15 protein-coding genes and 1 pseudogene are annotated in these 19,706 nt (G+C 47.5%); 7 read left to right on the forward strand and 9 right to left on the reverse strand.

Annotation, left to right across the window (positions count from 1 at the left end):
- Positions 1 to 329: 329 nt before the first annotated feature.
- Positions 330 to 2,192, reverse strand: coding sequence for an ABC transporter ATP-binding protein (locus ABN764_RS19130; RefSeq protein ID WP_446672761.1), 1,863 nt, complete (start codon positions 2,190 to 2,192; stop codon positions 330 to 332).
- Positions 2,185 to 3,930 (reverse strand): ABC transporter ATP-binding protein, encoded by a 1,746-nt coding sequence (locus tag ABN764_RS19135; RefSeq protein WP_446672762.1) that lies wholly within the window; start codon positions 3,928 to 3,930, stop codon positions 2,185 to 2,187. Before ABN764_RS19135 ends, ABN764_RS19130 begins: the two co-directional genes overlap by 8 nt.
- Positions 3,931 to 4,429: 499 nt before the next feature.
- Between ABN764_RS19135 and ABN764_RS19140 the strand changes: the two are divergent.
- Positions 4,430 to 4,594, forward strand: a pseudogene (locus ABN764_RS19140) (PAS domain-containing protein); the annotation flags it as partial.
- Between the two features lie 167 nt (positions 4,595 to 4,761).
- Here the strand turns inward: ABN764_RS19140 and ABN764_RS19145 are convergent.
- Positions 4,762 to 5,610, reverse strand: coding sequence for an EcsC family protein (locus tag ABN764_RS19145; protein WP_268625088.1), 849 nt, complete (start codon positions 5,608 to 5,610; stop codon positions 4,762 to 4,764).
- Positions 5,611 to 6,125: 515 nt separating this feature from the next.
- Here ABN764_RS19145 and ABN764_RS19150 point away from each other — a divergent pair.
- On the forward strand, positions 6,126 to 7,064 hold the full coding sequence (locus ABN764_RS19150; RefSeq protein WP_446672763.1) for a hypothetical protein: 939 nt from the start codon (positions 6,126 to 6,128) through the stop codon (positions 7,062 to 7,064).
- A 66-nt stretch (positions 7,065 to 7,130) separates the two neighbouring features.
- Positions 7,131 to 7,373, forward strand: coding sequence for an NHLP leader peptide family RiPP precursor (locus ABN764_RS19155; RefSeq protein ID WP_021255329.1), 243 nt, complete (start codon positions 7,131 to 7,133; stop codon positions 7,371 to 7,373).
- Between the two features lie 79 nt (positions 7,374 to 7,452).
- On the opposite strand, the gene ABN764_RS19160 is transcribed toward ABN764_RS19155, so the two are convergent.
- A complete protein-coding gene (locus ABN764_RS19160; RefSeq protein ID WP_446672764.1) occupies positions 7,453 to 9,384 on the reverse strand; it encodes an ATP-binding protein in 1,932 nt (643 codons plus the stop codon).
- A gap of 379 nt (positions 9,385 to 9,763) precedes the next feature.
- Between ABN764_RS19160 and ABN764_RS19165 the strand changes: the two genes are divergently transcribed.
- Entirely contained in the window at positions 9,764 to 10,369 is a 606-nt protein-coding gene (locus tag ABN764_RS19165; protein WP_021255331.1) for a pentapeptide repeat-containing protein, read from the forward strand.
- A 67-nt stretch (positions 10,370 to 10,436) separates the two neighbouring features.
- Here the strand turns inward: ABN764_RS19165 and ABN764_RS19170 are convergent, their stop codons facing one another.
- Entirely contained in the window at positions 10,437 to 11,585 is a 1,149-nt protein-coding gene (locus ABN764_RS19170; RefSeq protein WP_227774817.1) for a phosphodiester glycosidase family protein, read from the reverse strand.
- Positions 11,586 to 11,773: 188 nt separating this feature from the next.
- Complete coding sequence (locus ABN764_RS19175) at positions 11,774 to 12,529, reverse strand: acyl-[acyl-carrier-protein] thioesterase (RefSeq protein ID WP_446672765.1); 756 nt, start codon at positions 12,527 to 12,529, stop codon at positions 11,774 to 11,776.
- 376 nt (positions 12,530 to 12,905) lie between these two features.
- Between ABN764_RS19175 and ABN764_RS19180 the strand changes: the two genes are divergently transcribed.
- The 3 genes from ABN764_RS19180 to ABN764_RS19190 all read left to right on the forward strand — a co-directional run bounded on the left by ABN764_RS19180 (position 12,906) and on the right by ABN764_RS19190 (position 16,128).
- A complete protein-coding gene (locus ABN764_RS19180; RefSeq protein WP_446672950.1) occupies positions 12,906 to 13,631 on the forward strand; it encodes a futalosine hydrolase in 726 nt (241 codons plus the stop codon).
- A gap of 2 nt (positions 13,632 to 13,633) precedes the next feature.
- The gene (locus tag ABN764_RS19185; RefSeq protein WP_072730132.1) at positions 13,634 to 14,476 is read left to right on the forward strand and encodes a 1,4-dihydroxy-6-naphtoate synthase; all 843 of its coding nucleotides are present in this window, start codon (positions 13,634 to 13,636) and stop codon (positions 14,474 to 14,476) included.
- A 440-nt stretch (positions 14,477 to 14,916) separates the two neighbouring features.
- Positions 14,917 to 16,128, forward strand: coding sequence for an MFS transporter (locus ABN764_RS19190; protein WP_446672766.1), 1,212 nt, complete (start codon positions 14,917 to 14,919; stop codon positions 16,126 to 16,128).
- Positions 16,129 to 16,268: 140 nt separating this feature from the next.
- On the opposite strand, the gene ABN764_RS19195 is transcribed toward ABN764_RS19190, so the two are convergent.
- The 3 genes from ABN764_RS19195 to ABN764_RS19205 all read right to left on the reverse strand — a co-directional run bounded on the left by ABN764_RS19195 (position 16,269) and on the right by ABN764_RS19205 (position 19,689).
- The gene (locus tag ABN764_RS19195) at positions 16,269 to 17,558 is read right to left on the reverse strand and encodes a Gfo/Idh/MocA family protein (RefSeq protein WP_446672767.1); all 1,290 of its coding nucleotides are present in this window, start codon (positions 17,556 to 17,558) and stop codon (positions 16,269 to 16,271) included.
- Positions 17,559 to 17,861: 303 nt separating this feature from the next.
- Positions 17,862 to 18,764 (reverse strand): ABC transporter permease, encoded by a 903-nt coding sequence (locus ABN764_RS19200; protein ID WP_138184433.1) that lies wholly within the window; start codon positions 18,762 to 18,764, stop codon positions 17,862 to 17,864.
- Positions 18,765 to 18,777: 13 nt separating this feature from the next.
- Positions 18,778 to 19,689, reverse strand: a complete 912-nt coding sequence (locus ABN764_RS19205; protein WP_446672768.1) for an ABC transporter permease subunit — start codon at positions 19,687 to 19,689, stop codon at positions 18,778 to 18,780.
- Between the last annotated feature and the right edge of the window lie 17 nt (positions 19,690 to 19,706).

The following is a 19,706-nucleotide window of genomic DNA, read 5'->3' on the forward strand; positions in this document are numbered from 1 at the left end:
ATTAAGTGTGTTATTAATTTAGCACACTGAGATGCATTTATCAATAATAATTATAATCTAATACTTAATTTAGATAAAATAATCGTGGGTACCGGCACATGATATGCGGCCAAGGATTAAATAGTGAATGAGAGGATAATACTGATGCTGGATATCGCGAGAGAACTGAAACTTGGTGATAGAAGCCATCCTGTGCTGCTTCTTTGGCGGGAATTAGAATAAAGTTGCGGGTGCTAGAACTAGTAGATAAGCTGAAATGAAAATACACCTTACCTCCCATTCTAGCTCTGAACTGCTATTTGGAGATAAGATGCATCGTATTAAGCAGATTATTGTTGCTCGGCTGTTCTTGGGTACGAACGCGAATGATGGATCAGCTCTGCATAATATCCATTCTGTGCAATAAGGGACTCGTTCGTCCCTTCCTCTGCAACGCGGCCATGCCGCATGACAATAATGCGATCTGCATGCTGAATCGTCGATAAACGGTGAGCAATCACGAGCGTCGTTCTACCCTCTGAGACCACTTCAAGCGCTTGCTGGATGAGCTGTTCGGTATGAGAATCCAAATGTGCCGTTGCCTCATCCAAGATGAGAATGCGGGGCTGGAACACGAGAATCCGAGCGAAAGAAATCAGCTGCCGCTCCCCTGCCGATAGACCGCTCCCGCGATCAGACAGCCTTGTATCATAGCCATGCTTCAAGCGCTTGATCAGGCCGTGCGCCCCAACCGACTTGCAGGCCCAGATCACTTCTTCCCGCGATATGGTACCCTGGAATAAGCGGACATTATCAAGAATGGATCCCGAATACAGAAATGGATCCTGCTGCACTAGTCCGACAATCTGATGCAGCGTATGCTGCGGCAGTCGGCGGATATCAACCCCATCAATCTCAACACTTCCCCGCTTGACGTCATAGAAGCGTGCGAGCAGGTTCACAAGTGAGCTTTTGCCAGCTCCCGTCGTGCCTACGATACCTATGAACTCACCTGGCTTAATGTGCAAATCCAGATCATGCAGCACGTCGCGATCATCAACATAAGCGAAGCGAATATGATTGAAGTCGACTTGGCCCTGCACTTCAGAGGCAACTACATTATGCTCCTGCTCTGGCTTCGGATCCTGTACTTCAGGTTGAATGCGGAAGATGCGCCACATGCGATCCATAGATACGATTGTGGATTGGAGCGTGTTCCATTGCTGGGTAATATGGTTGATCGGCTGGAAAAACTGCCGAATGTAATTGATAAAGGCATACAGAACCCCGAACGCCAATGACGTATCCAATACGGCCATGCCGCCAAGCCACACGATGAATGCGACTGACACATTGCCGAGCACATCGAACGAGCGGTTGAACATGATGCTCGTGCGCACCTCGCGCAGATTCTCTTGCAAATACTTCCGATTCTGCGCCGTGAAGCGCTCTGTCTGCTCCTTCTCCTGATGGAACGCCTGGATGAGGCCCATACCCGACAGATTCTCCGCCAAAAATCCGATAAGCCTTGACAGCTCACCCCGTGCGCGTTGATAAGCAGATCGCAGCGCCTTCCGGAAAGCGACCGCAATCGCCAAAATAATTGGGAACAAGATAAGGCAGAACATCGCAAGCTTCGCATCGAGCGAAAACATAAACGCTACGATCAAGAGAAGCGACATGCCGTCCCTTACTACGCTTAACAGCACTTGAGTAAAGAACTGGTTGATCGTCTCGGTGTCACTGGACACATTCGTTACGAGGCTGCCCATCGAATGGCTATCGAAGAATGACATCGATTGCTTTGATATATGTCTGAACAGATCCTTCCGCAACTGGCCGACAATGCCCTGCCCCACCTTCTGAAGCAGGTTCGCCTGAATATAGGTGAACAGCAAGCTAAGCAGCGCGAGAAGCAAATAGCTGCCGCCAATCAGAAATAATGTGCCCACACCGTGCTTCCCGGCCAAGACATGATCGTCAATCGCGATCTTCACGAGATAAGGCTGCAGCAAATCCGCTCCAATTGCAAGGAATGTACATAAAAATATGGCGAGAAATGTCAAGCGATACGGCTTCGCATAAGCGAACATAGCGCGAAACGATTGCCTGCGCTCTTCGGGAGAAGCCCCTGCCATGCGTGAGCCTATCTCCTTGGGCTGTGCAGGATGATGATTGTTCCTGCCCTTCACGTTCGCTGTCGGTTCAGGCATTTCTCTTCCCCTCCTCTTGAATCGTATAGAGCGAGGCATAATAGCCGCCTGATTGGATCAGTTCTTCATGTGTTCCACGTTCCACAATGCTGCCATGATCAAGGACAATAATTTCATCAGCGTGGCGTACAGCGCTTATCCGGTGTGCGATAATGATGTTCGTCTTGCCCTTTCGAACTTCCCGGAGATTGTTCAATATCGTCGTCTCTGTTACAACATCAACCGCACTTACACTATCATCCAAAATGAGAATGGGCGCGTTCTTAATCATTCCCCGTGCCAAGCTCGTTCGTTGACGCTGGCCGCCGGACAAGGTAAGGCCGCGCTCTCCCAGCTTCGTAAAGAACTGATCGGGAAATCCCATAATATTGTCCCATACGTCCGCTTGCTTCGCCGCCTCCTCAACCGCTTCGTCTGCAGCATTTCGGTTATAGAATGCAATATTATCTCGAATAGTCGTGCTGAATAGGAATCCATCCTGCGGCACATACCCAATTTGGGTACGCAGGCTCTCTAGCGTAACTTCACAGATGTCTTGGCCTCCGATCCGAATTGTCCCCTTCGGAGGATCGTAGACGCGAAGCAGCAGCTTCACTAGTGTCGACTTGCCGCTGCCCGTCTTGCCAACAATGCCGAGCGTCTTGCCTGCTGATATCTGAATATTCACATCAGCTAATGATTCTCTACTTTCCTCTGGATAGGCAAATGTCAGGTTCCTGATCTCGATCACAGCATCGTCCGCCGAGATTGGCTGAGCACCCGCATATTCACGGATGTCCGGCTCTTCATTCAACAGCCGGTTCAAGCGATCAAGAGAAGCTCGTGAGCGGAGCATCACATTGATGACATTGCCGATTTGCTGTAGGGGTGTCATAATCATGCGCAAATACAGGGTTAACATAACGAAGCTTCCAAGGGATAATTGTCCCTGCATCGACAGCACACCCCCATACGTTATTGCGATAACGAGGGAAAGTGAGCCAGCGAACGGAATGAGCGCTTGGAAGAGAGATGTCATCCGCACAAGCCCTAATTGATTGCTGCAAATCTGATCCACTGTTGCGCCGAAGCGTTCTTCTGCCACATGCTCAACTGCGAATGTCTTCGTCACCTTCATGCCACCGAATTGCTCTTCTGCGGACTCCGTCATCGCCGCAAGGGAATCCTGCACCGCACGAGAACGAGTGCGAATGCGCGGGCCGAAATAAATGACAAACAGCGGAATCGTAAGCAGTGGAAGCACGCACACGAATACCAAATATAGCGGAATGCCACTTACCCCCATCATAAAGATGACCGACAGGAGCAGGATCGTCGCATTCGTCGTCTGGTTCACGCCGTTGGCAATCGTTTCTCGAACCGAGGTAACATCATTCATGAAATAGCTGAGCAGCTTGCCTACACCATGATTCGAATAATAGTGCTCACTTAATCTTGTAAATTGAGTAAACAGCTTCTGTCTCATGTTGAATTCAAACTTACGTCCTAGGCGATGATTCAAATATTGTCCAATTCCAAACAAGGAGCCATACCCGATAGCAACTCCAAGCAGCCATAAGCTGTAATGAATCACGGACTCCTTCGTCAGCCCCCGCATCTGCAGCTCATCAGTGAATCGCCCTAGCAAGGTGGGAAATACGGAGTAAATGATATTGGCTAACGCCATGCAGCCTACAGCTGTCACATAGAGCGTCAGATGAGCACGGACATGACTAAACAGCAATGTCCTTCCCTTCATGAATAGCATCACATCCCGTCTCATATTCGTTTAACCAGCGCCGTGCACTGGGCCATGTCGGCATCGACTGACTCTTCATCAGCCGCATGTGGGCCCGCCTGCATACGGCACTTCTCTACTTGATATGCACTTCATTTCTACATCGCACTGTGTATATCCATACATAAATAGTAATTGAAATAGTTGCCATTAACAAACCATATTTTTACACACTTAACATCTATGCTTCCTCACTCTTCTTTACAAAATGGGAACACACCTATCCACACACACACATGAAGTGCCTAGCCAGCACAAATAAGCCGTACTGTTCCAAGATCGGGTACGGAAATGCAATTCGTTTAAGGAAATGCGTCAGAAATTATGCAAAGCAAAATGTGATCTCAATCAAATCGTCCCGTATTGTTCTTTGCTATCATCTAAGCATGCATTGACTTATTGATAATGAATCTCAGTGACAAAGGAGACTTACGATGAGCGAACTTATTAATAATCGCGAAAAAATGATGTCGAGGATTTCTGGATCCCATTCAAGGATAAGTTCGTCTATTTTCGCTATTTCGCTGTTCGGGACGAGTCGGGGGAATATATGGGGACGTTAGAATTTACGCAAAATGTAAGCGAGATTCGAGCACTAGAGGGACAGAAGCGAATCATGTCCTAGAGCTCCATCATTGGCCTCTCTGGTCCGCGGCCTGCTTTACGTGAATTGTGCCGCAGGCCGCTGCCGCTGGGCCGAATTCATTACATCTAACCACTGCCCCTTTAAGCCGCTTGCCATAGGATTAAGGATCGGTGCGAAGGGGCAGCAAGAATATCTGCAACTAGCGCTTAACAGCAGTCATCCAGCGCATTGAGACGTTCCAGCACTGCCCGCTTACGGTATAGCATCTGCGCTGTCTCTGCCATGTCATGAATCATAGAGCGGTTCATGAACGAACCGAATATCATGCCGATAACCGGCACGGATTGGAATAGCTTCTTCCAACCAAAATTATCGGTAAAGGACACCATCGTCTCCCGCCATCCCTGTACTTCAGACACCGAGTCTCGAAGTCTATCCGGGTTGTCGTAGTCGCCAATGTCTTGCAGCACCGCCTGCTTGCCCACAATGTCGGACATCGTGAACTGCATACACTTCACAATAAAGAGCCGCTCTCTGGGATCATCCGGATCGAAGCCGTAGCAGATCGCCGTCTCCTGAAGCACCTTAAGTGCGATCCCAAGAACCGCAGGTATATCCACCGCTAATGTAAATATGCCGCCAAATCCCGTCGTTGCCCCTTGAGCAAATGCTACCTTCTTATTGGATTCCCGTACCGAATCCGCAACTGTGTTGCTCAGAGCTAGAGGCATCTGCTTCACAGCCAACAGATCCAGTGGATTCCCCTGCGCAGTAGAGGCCGCCAGGGAAACAGGATCTTCTTCTGCCCACTTTGCACGAAGCTTTTGTAATATGCTTTTCTTCTGGACGAGGTAGCTTCCTCCTGTATGGAGATAGCCTCCCAACTCATCTAGCAATTCAGCAATCTTATTCTGTATCCCCTTGGGAGTGAAGCGATCCAGCAGCGCGAATGGCAGCCGTCCTATCTTCTCGAATATGGATAAGTCCTTCTGCTCGCGTTCCCATTCCTCTATCGCTTGCAGCATCTGTTGAAGCTCGTCTCTCGATTCTCCCATTCCTCTTGATCTCTCCGTCTCCGCATTAGATTAAACCGTTTATTTCTATACCAATACGGAATGGCTTCATGTAGGTTGCGTCCCTTTTCCCGGATTGAGATCCCGTTCCCTAATAGCTCTAAGAGAGCGACGAGGTAGAAACGAAATGAGCAAAGCGAGATGTGACTTTGGTAGACAGACTTTGGTAGACAGACTTTTGTAGATAGATTTTTGTAGGCAGACTTCTCCAGTTGGACTTCTTCCTAATAGTCAGCAATGTTCTTGTCGATGTATCCAATCTTCCTCTATACTGGTGGTAACTGATCTCAACTTCCTAGCTTCCTACTTCCTATTCAAGATATCCTATCAACATCTGCATCTTCTGTGTCAGTTCCGCACTCACACCTAGCTCTTATGCTTTCATTCTGCTACCATCCTACTCACAAACGCTGCACATGCCTGCCAGTTTTCTCATCATGTCCGAACACCATACATATCAGAGTTGCAACATCAATCACATAGGAAGAAGGGATACTATGCATTGGTATGAACCGTTCCGCTCCGAGATTGAACAGGTCTTTCAAGATGCCGAGTGTATCATCGAGGCATTCCCAGCCCCGCTGAATGACGCAGGATTGCGCTATATAGAGAAATTCAATCCCAGTAACGATCGAAGCACAAATAATTATATATGCTACTGCCTCCCTTATTGGATGCAGGACATGACTGGACTCTCGACAGCGCATTGCCACCGCCTGGCGCTTGCAAGCATATTCGGCATGCTCTATTACTTTATCCAAGATGATGTCATGGATAATGATTGCGATAATAAGGCCGAGCAGCTTGCCTTGGGTAATCTATGCTATATCGAATTGCTCGACATCTATAGACAGATGTTCCCTCCCCAGTCCCCGTTATGGGACAGCTTCAGGCAGTACACATGGGAGTGGGTTCATGGCGTCACAAGCGAGCGTGAGCAGGATGTATTTATGACGGATCGCCTCAAGGTCGCTCACAAGTCAGCCCTCGTCAAGCTGTCTAGTAGCGGCGCGCTCTTCTTAACGGGTATGGAGGATAAGCTCCCGCATGTAAACGAGGCCGTTGATACTGTGCTTGTTTGTTTGCAGATGACCGATGACTGGGCAGATTGGCAGACAGATCTACAAGATGGAAGCTATAATTGTCTGCTGGCGTGGATTCGTTTTATTCAACAGATTCCGACAGATAAACCACTTACCGAGGAACTCGTTCGACATGCCATTACCGTATCCGACATCCTCGCTTCCTTTGGTCAAGAAGCTTTGAAACTTCAAGCCAAGCTGGATGGCATGCCGGAAGCGTCCCCTCAACTTGTAGAGTTCAACCGTTCACTAGCAAAGATTCTTGTCGAAGAAGCCGACCATATTCGACAGCAGCGTGAAGTGCTGATGATGGGCGGATTGTCGTATTGGTTGTCGAATTCGGTAACAAAGTAGTAGTTCAGAAAACAGGCAAAGTGTTACATTATCTGTGTAGTTCATTCCATATACGGAGGGGTGCACATGGTAACTACGGAGCAACTTTTCAAAAATCAAATCATTCACAAGGCCTGGGAAGATCCTTCATTTAAGGAGCGCTTGCTCAAAGATCCGAAGGCTGCCATTAAAGAAGTACTAGGCATTTCGATTCCTGACCATGTTGAACTAACGACTCAGGAAGAAACAAAAGATCGCTTCGTCCTCGTCATACCTCCAAATCCAGCAGAGACACTCCCTGCAGAAGGCGTTCGCCGTTTCGTTTGGTAAATAATCTCCCTCTAAAAAGGGGCTTTCCCTCGTCAGGCTATGACTTGTGGAATGCCCCTTCTCACTATTGTATAATCGTCTAAGTACCACTATGAAGCGTAATAGGTGGCTGTTCCAGTGCAGAAGGAAAGCGCACTATCGCCTCTGTCCCTTTCCCCTTCTCACTGTGAAAATGGATGCTTCCCTGCATAACTTCAACGATGCGGAAGGTGACCATCAACCCTAGCCCAGTTCCCTTCGTCTTATTCGAAAAATAAGGCTCGCCAAGGCGTGCTATCTCCTCCTGATCCATCCCTACACCATCATCCTGAACACAGATCATGATACCCCCTCTTTCTTCATACCCTGCTATTCGGATCATACCGCCATCCTGCAGTGCTTCGATGCTATTCTTGATCAGATTGATAAAGACTTGCTTGAACTTGGATGAGTTGCCGTAAATCAATAAATTTGACTCTACTTCCAATTCGATAACACCACCCTGCATATTTGCAAGCGGCATAAGTATCCCCTCAATCTGCCTAAGCTCCTCCCCAACATTAAGAATCACGACATCCTCGAGCTCTGGCTTCGCAAAAGTGAGGAAATCAGTAATAATTTCGGATGCACGATCAAGCTCAGTTAATGCAAGCTTCACGTATTCCTTTTCTTTGTCATTCGAGTGATTCTTCATCAACTGAAGGAATCCTCTCGTTACCTGAAGCGGATTGCGCACCTCATGGGCTACAGAGGCTGCAAGTTCGCTGATGATGTGCATCTTTTCGGAATGCTGCAGCTTGCCGTTGTACATTTCAAGCTCCTTGGAATATTGAATAACCTGTTCATGCGTCGCAACGATTCTTCTGCCCATAATCATGATGAAGGCAATGATAAAGGCAATAACTCCCCATTTCCAAATGGTAAGTTCATACTGGCCAGAATGAAGCAGAAACCAAACTAATTCTCCTAATGTCACAATAGCAAAAACAGTAAAGCCAATTGCAAACAATATCGCGTCCACATTTTTTCGGATAGCGTATACGATAGAAAGCCCCGTCAGCAAGCACAATTGCCCGACAATTAGGACTGCATACACTTTGACGGTTATAAAGTAAAAAAAACCATAGAACTGATTATTAGATAATATATTTATAAACAGGCACACAAGCATGAGTATAGAGTAAACAACTTGAAACTTCCTGATTTTCAATGTAATTGAGAATGGTCCGGGCCCAGTAATTTGCTCGAAATAATAAGTTAGTGCTGGGGAAAGGGCTTGCATGGCGATGTCAAATAAGATGACAGTCAGTTTCCCATATTCGCCGAAATAAGTATGAATAAACTTAGAGTTCGTAATCATGATAATACCAACAGCCATTATTACGATATTAAGAGATAACCAACTGGGCACGTCAATATTACGAAGGGAAAAGACGCAAATAAGCATTACAATGGCGATAAACACCAATGAACTACCTAGTAAAATATCTATGAGCCCTTGATTCGCATAATCTTGAATGATTTCTTGGTAATTGCCGATGATGATTGATTTTTGGATTCCAATTCGTTCTACCGTTGTAGCCGTATGGATATATACATGTTGACTATTAGAGGATGGTCTGATCGGCACAAGAATTTGATATACGTCAGATCCATAATCACGTGCAGAGTGGTACAGCTTTCTACCTTCATCCGAGTATACATCTACTTCAAATCCATATAACATACTTATGTATAACCCGGGTTGATCCCAATGCACAGGCGGGAGAGAAATTCGATACCATGCAGATTGGCTTCCTTGTGGCTTTAGGGGGACGCTTGATTGAAGATCAATTGTCTCCCATCCCTCTGTTCTCCTTACAATGTCCTTCCATGCACTTTGCTGCTTTTCCCATATTACATCCCATTGGGTAATCGTTATTTTAGTGGGTTCTGGTTGTGTGGATAATAGAGAAGGCGATGTTATAGCTCCAATAACCAATATAATGAGGCCTATGAAAATACCTCGCGTGAACCAGTTTTTAAATCCCATTTCACACCCCTGTATGTATTCAAGGATCATTCCATATCCAATATGGGCAATACTTCAACAAAAATATGTAAAATCCTGCTTAGAATCTGGAAATTGAACCATTTCTAATATGCGTCTCCATAAAATATAATAATCTTCATGGATCTTGTTGAAAATACCTGTTCATGCTACTTCTGTGTCGATCTATGGATGGGAAAAGACATAGAGAAAGTATATACAAACAATAGCGAGATGACTGTCGAAAAAAGAATGTCGAAATGTATTTTTTCGTGGCGTCCCCTCGTAATATTTGCATCATTGCAATCAGGTAGATTTCCTTGTTACGATAACTACTGGAACAGATGAACGATATCGTATGAAATCTACAAAGGAGTATCCTATGACAACTTATATAGAAGAACAGTACGACGGCAACGACTTTAGCTATGTCAATTGGAGCGAGTCTGAGCTGCGCAATTGCACGTTTACCTCCTGCCGCTTTCGAGGTGCACAACTGGATGGAGCAGTGACAACAAGCTGTCAATTTATTGACTGTGATTTCACCGGAGCCGTGCTCAATGGCTCTACACACACGCACAGTGCATTTACGAATTGCCGGTTCACAGGAGTGAATTTATTCGCGGCCAAATTTGCAGAATGCAAAATGGTAGGGACGGATTTCACCAATGTATTATGGGATGGCATAACGATTATCGGAGGAGATTGGTCGTATACGAATATGCGCCATGCGAACTTAACGAGGCAGAACTTGCGTGGTGTTCGCTTCATGGAGGCAGACCTGACTGAAAGCAAGCTGGAGAAGGCTGACCTACGGGATGCCGATCTAACCCGTACAAATCTCACCAAAACCAAATTGGCTGGTGCAGATTTGCGGGGAGCTGAGATGAACGGAGTGAACTTCAAAGCACTGGAACTTACCAAAGTCCGAATAGATATGATTCAAGCCGTTGCATTTGCTAGAGCATACGGAGCCAAGGTAGATTGATTCATAGATAGAGTAACAGCCGCAATCTGCTAATATAGCAACTTGCGGCTGTTTTTCAGTACTTCTTTTATTTAAAAATGAGCAGCGCATTGCTAATGTTCCGCCCAGGGTATGTCATATATCTTCCATTGTAATAAAGGCCACTTGATGCTCCGCCATCCAAATTCATCGCCTGATAAGCGCCAGCCTGCTTCATCACTTTAGCAAGCTCTGGAATCGTAGCGCTGGATGTAGTCAAGATCATTAGCTTGTAGTCCTTTGTTATACCAACCGCACTGCGTATGCTGCTGTGCTTCAATATTTTCGGATCTTTAAAGCCTTCGCCCTTCAGATTAACGGTAATCTTGCCGTCTGTAATAAGACGCGGCCCTACCTGCAAAGCTCCGTACACATCCCCTTCTTGGAATCGATCTATGAACGATGGCCCCGGGATCATCTCTACTTGATTATCTTTCGTGAACAGAAGCACACTTCGTTTATCGCCAGAGCCGTTATGTATCATTTTTCCGTTTCTAACTACATAGCCATACGGGACCTTCACCTTCGAATTGGAATAGGCATCAAAGTAGCCCCCATTTATCGCAGCGATTGCATAATTACGCTTTGCCATATGCTTGAGGTTATCGACCGAGCCCTCTCCTCCGTAACCCACTCCTACGCCGAGACGTATATGAGGATGCAGCAGATTTATGGTCAGCATCGTGGTCGTCACCCGCTTGTTCCCGACCTTGAATGCTCGCCAGCTCTTCTCAATTGACGATGTTTGGTTGATCCGCTGCTTCGAGACAATAGGCAAGCGAACATGACTGTCCCCATTCCAAAAATGGACAAGCGATCCGTTCTTGTCCCATTCCATAGACAGGTTCATTGCTTCGCTGACGAACCGAACTGGAACATAAGTCGTCCCCCCTGCTCGGAATGGGGCTGCTTCCAACTCCGTATTCATTCCGTTGACATATGCCTGCGTTGTACCTAATGTCATCTCCAGATAATTATCGTCGCTTACCACCTCTATGCGCTTACTCGTAGGCTCCCATGTCACTTGATAGTGCAGCTTATCGCTCAAATAGCGTATCGGGACGTAAGTACGGTACGCCTTCGTATCCATAACCCCATATGAACTTGCATCTGCGTGAGCTTGCCCATGTGGTGTAATGAATGTAAAAGTTAAGGCTATCCCTAGAACTGCTGTTATTATTTTTTTCAATTTCTGCACTCTCCCAGGCGAAAAAATCCAATTTCAGGAATATAGTATCATATCATCCTTTTGAGGACGATGTCTTTTTTCGACAATTATGTCAATTAGCCGACGTAATCCGATCATTCTGACGATTAATGTCATTGTCACAGAGAAGAGGAGCGCAACGTTAGCGCTCCCCAATCCCGGCACCATCTATCCAGCAGCTATTCTTCTCGATAAACAACTTCAGCATCGAACAACGTACTGCCATCCGAAGCTTGTCCACGAATAAAGCAGCGGCGATCATCTGCATGCATCGCTTCACCAGTAGAACGGTATACATCTACTTGATCCCCGAGAATGATTTCCTTATGGTACGTAATTCGGAAGCGCGACACACCTCGTTCCAATTCCTCTAGCGTCATCGCATCCAAGCATATATCAGCAAATCTGGCATTATTCAAATGGCCGTTCATATCAATACTGCTCTGTCTTACGTGGAGGGTATAAGCAAGGCGAAGAGAAGATTCTTCTGGTATGGCAACCTTCTCAGGCATCTCCCCCACAGAATCCTCATTATTGACAGGAACATCATAAGGAAATGCGGATGCCCGAAGAATACGCCGCTTATTCAGATCAACAAGTGCCCATGTCGTGCGGGATTGAGCAATTTGCTGATGCTCTGCATCGTAGACCACATAATCACGCAGCCATTGAACGCCTCTCGCTCCCTTATGCCATGTATCCAACTGAAGTACATCTCCGTACTTCGGCATTCTCATCAGTTCCAAATCCACGGTCAACAGCATCCAAGCCATGCCGCTGCCTACCAATTCGTCCATGGATACATCATGCGATGCAAGATGGGAATCACCTGCCCGCTGCATCCACTCCATTAATGTCGACAAGCGACAATCGCGCTTGTAATCACAGTTATCAGATGATACTTCATGTTGCTCACTCCAACGATTTGAGACCACTTCTAATCAACTCCTTCTGAACAATCATCTGCCTGCTTTTGAGTCCATCTATCTGCATCAGTCATTCCATGCCCAACAATATCATAACCGATATTGATCTGCTAAACCGCTGCTTCCACTGCGGAAACCTGTTCACGATCCTGAGCTCACTTGGTAATCGTAAATGCTTCTATTCATAAACCATCCTATGATATGTTAGTATAAACATAAGATAAGAAGCAAGCATAGATTATCCCCTTTACACAATAAATCCCCTCTTTACAGAAATTGAGGAAGAAGATAATTTGAAGGAAGTAAATCGATATATAATTTTTCCGATGCGATAGACGGTGTGTGTGAAACGCTTGTCTTGTATCATAAAGGAGCGACCAACATGATGAAGGAAATGAAGGATGCCTCAGCAGCGGTTTCAACTGTCATTAGTGCAGCTGAAGCCGCCGAACAGCCAACAGAGGGCCGCATTCTAATTGTGACTTCTGTCGCAGCAGAGCGGGATGCCTTATTGCGCGGTCTTCAGCATCATCCTCAATATGACGTCATTCTCGGTGGCGTGGGTGTCGCAGCGGCCGCAGCCCGGACGGCTCGGAAGCTTGCAAATGAGGGTTCATCCAACTATCGGCTTGTCATCTGTGCCGGTATCGGCGGGGGATTTCCCGGACAAGCTGAGATTGGATCATTGGTCGTCGCAAGCGACATCATTGCCGCAGATTTAGGTGCGGAGACCCCAGAGGGATTCTCCAGTCTGGACGAGCTTGGCTTCGGCTCTGCTCGCATTCCTGTCGATGCTGGGCTTGTCGCTCAAGTAGCGACAGCACTGCAAGCAGCGAATCTGCCAGCACGTTCCGGCCCCGTGCTCACGGTTGCAACCGTGACAGGCACAGCTGCAACCGCAGCCCAAATGGCAGAACGTGTGCCTGGAGCAGCCGTTGAAGCCATGGAAGGCTATGGCGTAGCCACCGCGGCGCAGGATTTCGGTCTGCCCGTACTGGAGCTACGCGCGATATCGAATGCCGTCGGCCCGCGCAATCGTGCCGCTTGGCGGATTCAAGAAGCGCTGGATGCATTGGAAGCTGCCAGCGCAGTTTTAGTGGAGGTGCTGTAATCATGAAAATCGCCTATTCCCCATGTCCGAACGATACGTTTGTCTTCCATGCTTGGGCGCATGGACTTATACCGGGTGCCCCGGAGTTAGATGTAACATATGCAGATATTGATATCACGAACCACCTTGCAGCGAGCGGAAACGGGTTAGATGTGCTCAAGATTTCATTCGCAGCATTGCCTTGGGTACTGTCTGAGTATGCCCTGCTGCCATGTGGGGGAGCGCTTGGCCGTGGCTGCGGACCGCTTGTATTGACGAAGGAATCGGCTTCGACCCCAGCTGACCCATCCAGCTTGTCTGGCCGACGTGTCGCAGTGCCCAGTGAACGATCTACAGCCTATCTATTGTTCCGGTTGTGGGCTGCACAGAATGTGCCAGGCGGGGTCGGAGAGATTGTCGTCATGCCGTTCCATCAGATCATGCCGGCCGTTCGAGATGGCCACATTGATGCAGGGCTAGTTATTCATGAAGCTCGCTTCACATATCCGTCTTACGGTCTCACAATGCTTGCCGATCTGGGTAAGTGGTGGGAAGCGGATACCGGCCTGCCGATTCCACTCGGTGCCATAATCGCCCGCCGCACGCTTAATGTGAACGCAATCGCCGGCTGGGCACGCGCATCAGTCGAATATGCATGGGCACACCCGGAAGCATCGCGTGAATACGTCCTAGCTCATGCACAGGAGATGTCGCCTGAAGTAACGGATGCCCATATTAACCTGTACGTGAATGAATTTACTAGAAACTTAGGTGAAGACGGCTATGCTGCAGTCGAAGCACTGCTTGGCCGCGCAGCGAAGGAAGGTCTCGTGCCTGCTTTCGATTTAGCCGCACTTCGCCTGTAGTCTATAGTGTGATTCGCGAACGCTACGTATACTATACCATTACGAAGTAGAGCGCCCGCAAATTACGCGGGCGCTCTCTTTGCTTCTTTCGCTGCCGACAGTGATAGACACTTGGCTGATATATCGCTAGGCGCCTACGGGATACAGCAGATGAATAGGTTCAAGATAGGAAGACAATCTGTCCCTTCTATACGCCCCCCTATTCAGTCGTCAACTCTTCGATCATATGCCCATTATGAGAGGATATGCTGTCCATTCGGCATGTCACCGCATACGATACAGCGAGTTTGCATATGCAAACGTTGGAAGCTTTTCATAGGCGGGTCGTGTATAATAGTTTATTGCTAAAGTAAGTAGGCAAATAGAAACGAGATTCTAGGAACAACACACTCCGAAGGAATCGCTCTCTTGCTGAAAACAACTACAGGAGTGAAAGTCCAATGGAAACATGGAAGAAAAATTTATGGATTCTATGGTTTGGTACATTTATCGTCTCATCAAGCTTTTCCATGGTCGTCCCATTCCTGCCGCTCTTCTTGATTCAAATTGGTGTAAAGGATCATATTGAGCTGTGGTCGGGGATTTTGTTCAGCAGCGTATTTTTCGCCGGCGCCATTTCTTCTCCGTTCTGGGGAGCGATTGGCGACAAGTATGGACGCAAACCAATGATTATCCGGGCCGGAATTGTACTATTCGTAACTTATATTATGCTAGCCTTCGTTTCGAATCAGTACCAGCTATTAACAATCCGTATATTGCAAGGCCTGCTCACAGGCTTCATCCCCGGATCGATTGCCCTTGTTGGCACCAGTACACCTGAAAAAAAGGTCGGCTATGCCTTGTCGATGATGGCAACCGCCACCGCAACCGGTACAATAATGGGGCCGCTCCTCGGCGGCATTTTATCGAAGCTGTTCGACAGCCGTCTGACGTTCGCATGTGCAGGCATCTTGTGTTTGATTGCAACATTGCTCGTCATCTTCTGGGTAAAAGAAGAGAACTTCGTTCCAACGAAGGACAGCAGTTCGATCGTCAATACCATTCGGATCGCATCCGTAAATCGTCCGTTTATGATCGTACTTCTGCTGTCGCTATTGACCCAATTCTCGGTCATGACGATTGAGCCTGTTCTGCCTCTCTACATTGTAGAGATCGGGCATTCCGCGAAGGACGCCTCATTAGTAGCTGGATTTGTGTTCTCGCTTGTTGGCGTTGCAAGTATTCTGTTCGCAGCAAGATGGGGTAAGCTTGCCGACCGCATCGGCTTCCAGAAGGTTCTTCTGATCGGCCTGCTCGCGGGCGGTATCGGTACGCTCGCTCAAATTCCGTTTCAAAATATATGGTGGTTCTCGATTATCCGCTTTACATATGGCATCTTCTTCTGCGCTGTGTTCCCAGCATTGAACGGACTCGTGGTGCAGACAACAGACAGTGATTTCCGTGGACGCGCCTTCAGCTTGAATCAGACCGCGAATCAATTTGGCGGAATGCTCGGCCCACTCGTTGGGGGAGCGATTAGTGGTGTGTTCTCCATCCACATGGTATTTTGGGTCACGGGTATATTGCTGCTTGCAACGATGGGGTTGGCGTTCAGGACGCAGCGTGGTGACCGCGTTCCAGTGAAGGCCGCAGGAACAAGCAAAGAGTTGTAAACCTGTAATCCTCAGAAATTACAGGTTTACGTTGCGGAAGACAGAATCATCGTTCTACAATAACAAGGGGCTGCACCGAACGTAATTTTTACATACGTCGGTGAGCCCCTTCTCTTTTTTATCGAGTGAGCGTTGGAACATTACCGCTCTGAACATGTACCTACCAAGGGCTTGCTGACTATCTGCTGGTAATATCGCGTCAGCTCCTGAATGTCCATAGGCATTCCGTCATGCAATCGGGATCGTTCGGCAGCGAACGCCATCATGTGGCTCTGCACGGAGCCGCGCAGCACAGCCGATGGGTCGCTCCTATTATGCGGCTGCGATACGAGACGGCAAAATTCATGCATCATGGCCGTACAGCCTTCGCGACCCTCATCATGGACATGCATCTCTTGTGAGGTATCATCAACAAAATCATATACTGTGAATGTCTGCTTTTCTAGGTTACCACGTATTTCCCCGCTCGTTCCTGATATTTGCACCATTCGCGAGCTGTCATGCGTGAAGGCGGACAAGGTAAAGGAAGCCGTCGCTCCGTTGCGAAATTCCATATTGACCACCTGATGATCGACGACATCATTATCACATTGGAAGACACACCGCCCATAAGGTGTCTCGCGAATCACGTCCCGAATATGCTCATCCGTGGGATCCTTCGTGAAATGCAGCGCACGACGACGACCTTCTCCTAAGTAATATCTCAAATCTGCATAGCAGCATTCATTAACATGTGGACAGCCATCTGTACAATAGAGCGGCGCATTTGCCGGCTTATTCTCTCGCTTGAAATGGAACAGCGAGCCGAAGGATGTCAGCCGCCTGCAATCCTGCTGCATGAGCCACAGAATGATATCTAAATCATGACATGACTTCGCTAAAATCATCGGACTGGACTCGCTCGTCTTACTCCAATGGCCACGTACATAACTATGGGCCATGTGAGAGAAGCCTATATTTTCACATAACTGAATATTCACGATCCTTCCGATGCTGCCTGCATCGATCACCTGCTTGATAGAGGACCAGAATGGTGTGTAGCGCAGCACATAGCATACAAGAACGATCCGGTTGCACCGTCTCGCAGCCGCCTCAATCTCGACGCATTCCTCAGCCGAAGGCGATATCGGCTTCTCCAACAACACGTGATAGCCCTGCTCCAGTGCCATCATCGTCGCTTCGTAATGCATGCGATCCTGCGTGCAGATCATCACCGCATCCGCATAGCGTGCCCCTTGCAGTGCTTCCTTCCAATCCGAAAATACATATTCCGCCTGAATATGATGCTCGCGCGCGAACACCGCCCGCCTCTCCTCGTCCGGTTCGGCAACCGCGACAATTTCTAATTCCTCTGGGAATTGCAAAGCATGCTGTGCGTATACATCTGCTCCTCGCACTCCTGCTCCTAGCAAGATGGCCTTCACACTCATCTCTCCGGCACCCTCCATTAAGCAATCATCTCGTTGTGATTGGGATATTTTTCTTTGTCTATAATTCTATAATCTAAAGCAAATATCCAATCGGAGCAATGCATTTCCCCACTCTATTTATGAACATCGTATGTCATGAAGATATCCTGCTCTTCCCACTCTACGAAGAAGCTAAGCTTGCTATCCTTCTGCATAACGCCAAGCCAGATTTGTCTGTCTCCGCTCGATTCTCTGCCTGCTGGATTCTGTCTCTGTCGAACGTGATGATTTCAAAATTCGCATCGTATTGCGTCTCTCTGTCTTCTATAAATAGGAGCCCATACGGCGGTTGAAGTGGCGTCGTAAGCCCTCTCCCAATAGATTGAAGGTGAGCACCGTGAACAGAATAGCGAGCGCGGGATAAAATACGAAAGTGAACTTGCTTAAATAAATATCCGCGCGCGTCTCTGCAAGCAAGGACACCCAGTTGGTGCTTGTATTCACAAATTTCATGGTGAAGTAATCAACCTCGGCCCAATTGTGCGTCAAGAAAATACTCAACACACCTAATTGTCCGATAAGCAGCATGACCTTGCCCAAATCAATACAGAAATTAATGACGATCTCCGGTACAAGCGACGGCATATAATAATTTCGAATCAGGCGCCATCCACTTAATCCAAGCGACTCTCCTGCTTCTACAAATAATTCGTGCGAGATATGGTTCGCTTGCTGCTGCACAATATGTGCCACTCGCCCCACCTCAAGCAAAGCGAGAATTGGGATTACCCATAGAATACGATTGCTCGAATATTGGATGAACGGCATACTCAGTAATAGAATAGCTGAGAAAATAACAGGCAGAAACGTGAATATCTGATTCAAGCTTGTTACCAGCCAATGAGCAACTCCCTTCTGCTTATACGCGAGCACGCCTAATGGTACTGCAATTATATAGCGCAGCAGAGCAATGAAGAAGACGATATAGACCGTCTCCTTGGTTCCTACCACGAGCTTGCTCAAGTTGTCGACGCCTTTCTTATCCGAGCCAAGCCAGTTCAGATCCGAAGCTTTGTAGGGAGGCAGCATGAGCTTGCCCTGCTCTGACCATCTATGCTTTTCGGGTGTAAGCGACTTGTCTATGAACGGCAATTCTGGACCAAGGTACATCACAAATAAAACCAAGGCGAGCATTGCCCCACCGATCCATAGTGTGTAGTTTTTCAATGAGGACACTCCTTTATCTCGATGTCGGCGCAATGGAACGCTTGGCCAGCAAGGCAATCCACTGAACTAGCACCACCATAATCGTAAAACAGAAAGCAATCCCGATAATGACACCCGGCTCATAATTCACTCCCGATCCGAAGCTAGTATCATAATCAATCGCTTGGAACAAACGGTGAGCGGCACCAGGATAACTCATTAAGTATTCAACCATTAGTAAATTAGACAGGGTGTATCCGAACAAGGAAGGCAGGTGGGACAAAATCGTTCCCATACTGTTGCGGCCAACGTGCTTGAACAAAATCATTCGCTGCGCGACTCCCTTCGCTTTGGCAACTTGAATGTACATCTGTCCTTCCTGCGCCGCAATTGCAGCGCTCGTAATTCGTGCAATATACATAGCCGGATATACGGATACAAGTACAGATGGAATGAGGAAGGCATACCATTCTTTTTGCTCAAAGAAATGAATAAACGGCATGTATCGAATAACAAACCATTGAATGAGCAGCACGACCATGAAGTCAGGCACCGATTGAAACAACCAAGTCGTTCCGTTCCCGATCACATTCCACTTCGACTTGTACAGCTTATAGTCAGCAATCCCTTTCAACAAGCCCAATATAAAACTTAATAGAAAGCCAATCACAATAATAGTTAGGCTGTTCCCCATCACTGTCAGCACCTCAGAACCTACAGCTTCCCCGTAACGATTTACGCCTAAGGTATTGTCAACAAAGATACCGTGTATAAATCCTGTGATGTTCTCGGCATACTGCGACCAGCTGAACTGATACGTCGCTGTCATCTTATAGCCTTCCATGCCGATGTCCAGCTTGCGTGGAAATAGGACAATGAGCATTATCATGATCAATGCAAAAAAGCTGAGGCATAATGACTTCACCATATGCAGTACTAGATTCATAATTTCCTCCTGAGTGA

The sequence above is a fragment of the Paenibacillus wuxiensis genome (assembly GCF_040195695.1).
Classification (GTDB): Bacteria; Bacillota; Bacilli; order Paenibacillales; family Paenibacillaceae; genus Paenibacillus_B; species Paenibacillus_B suaedae.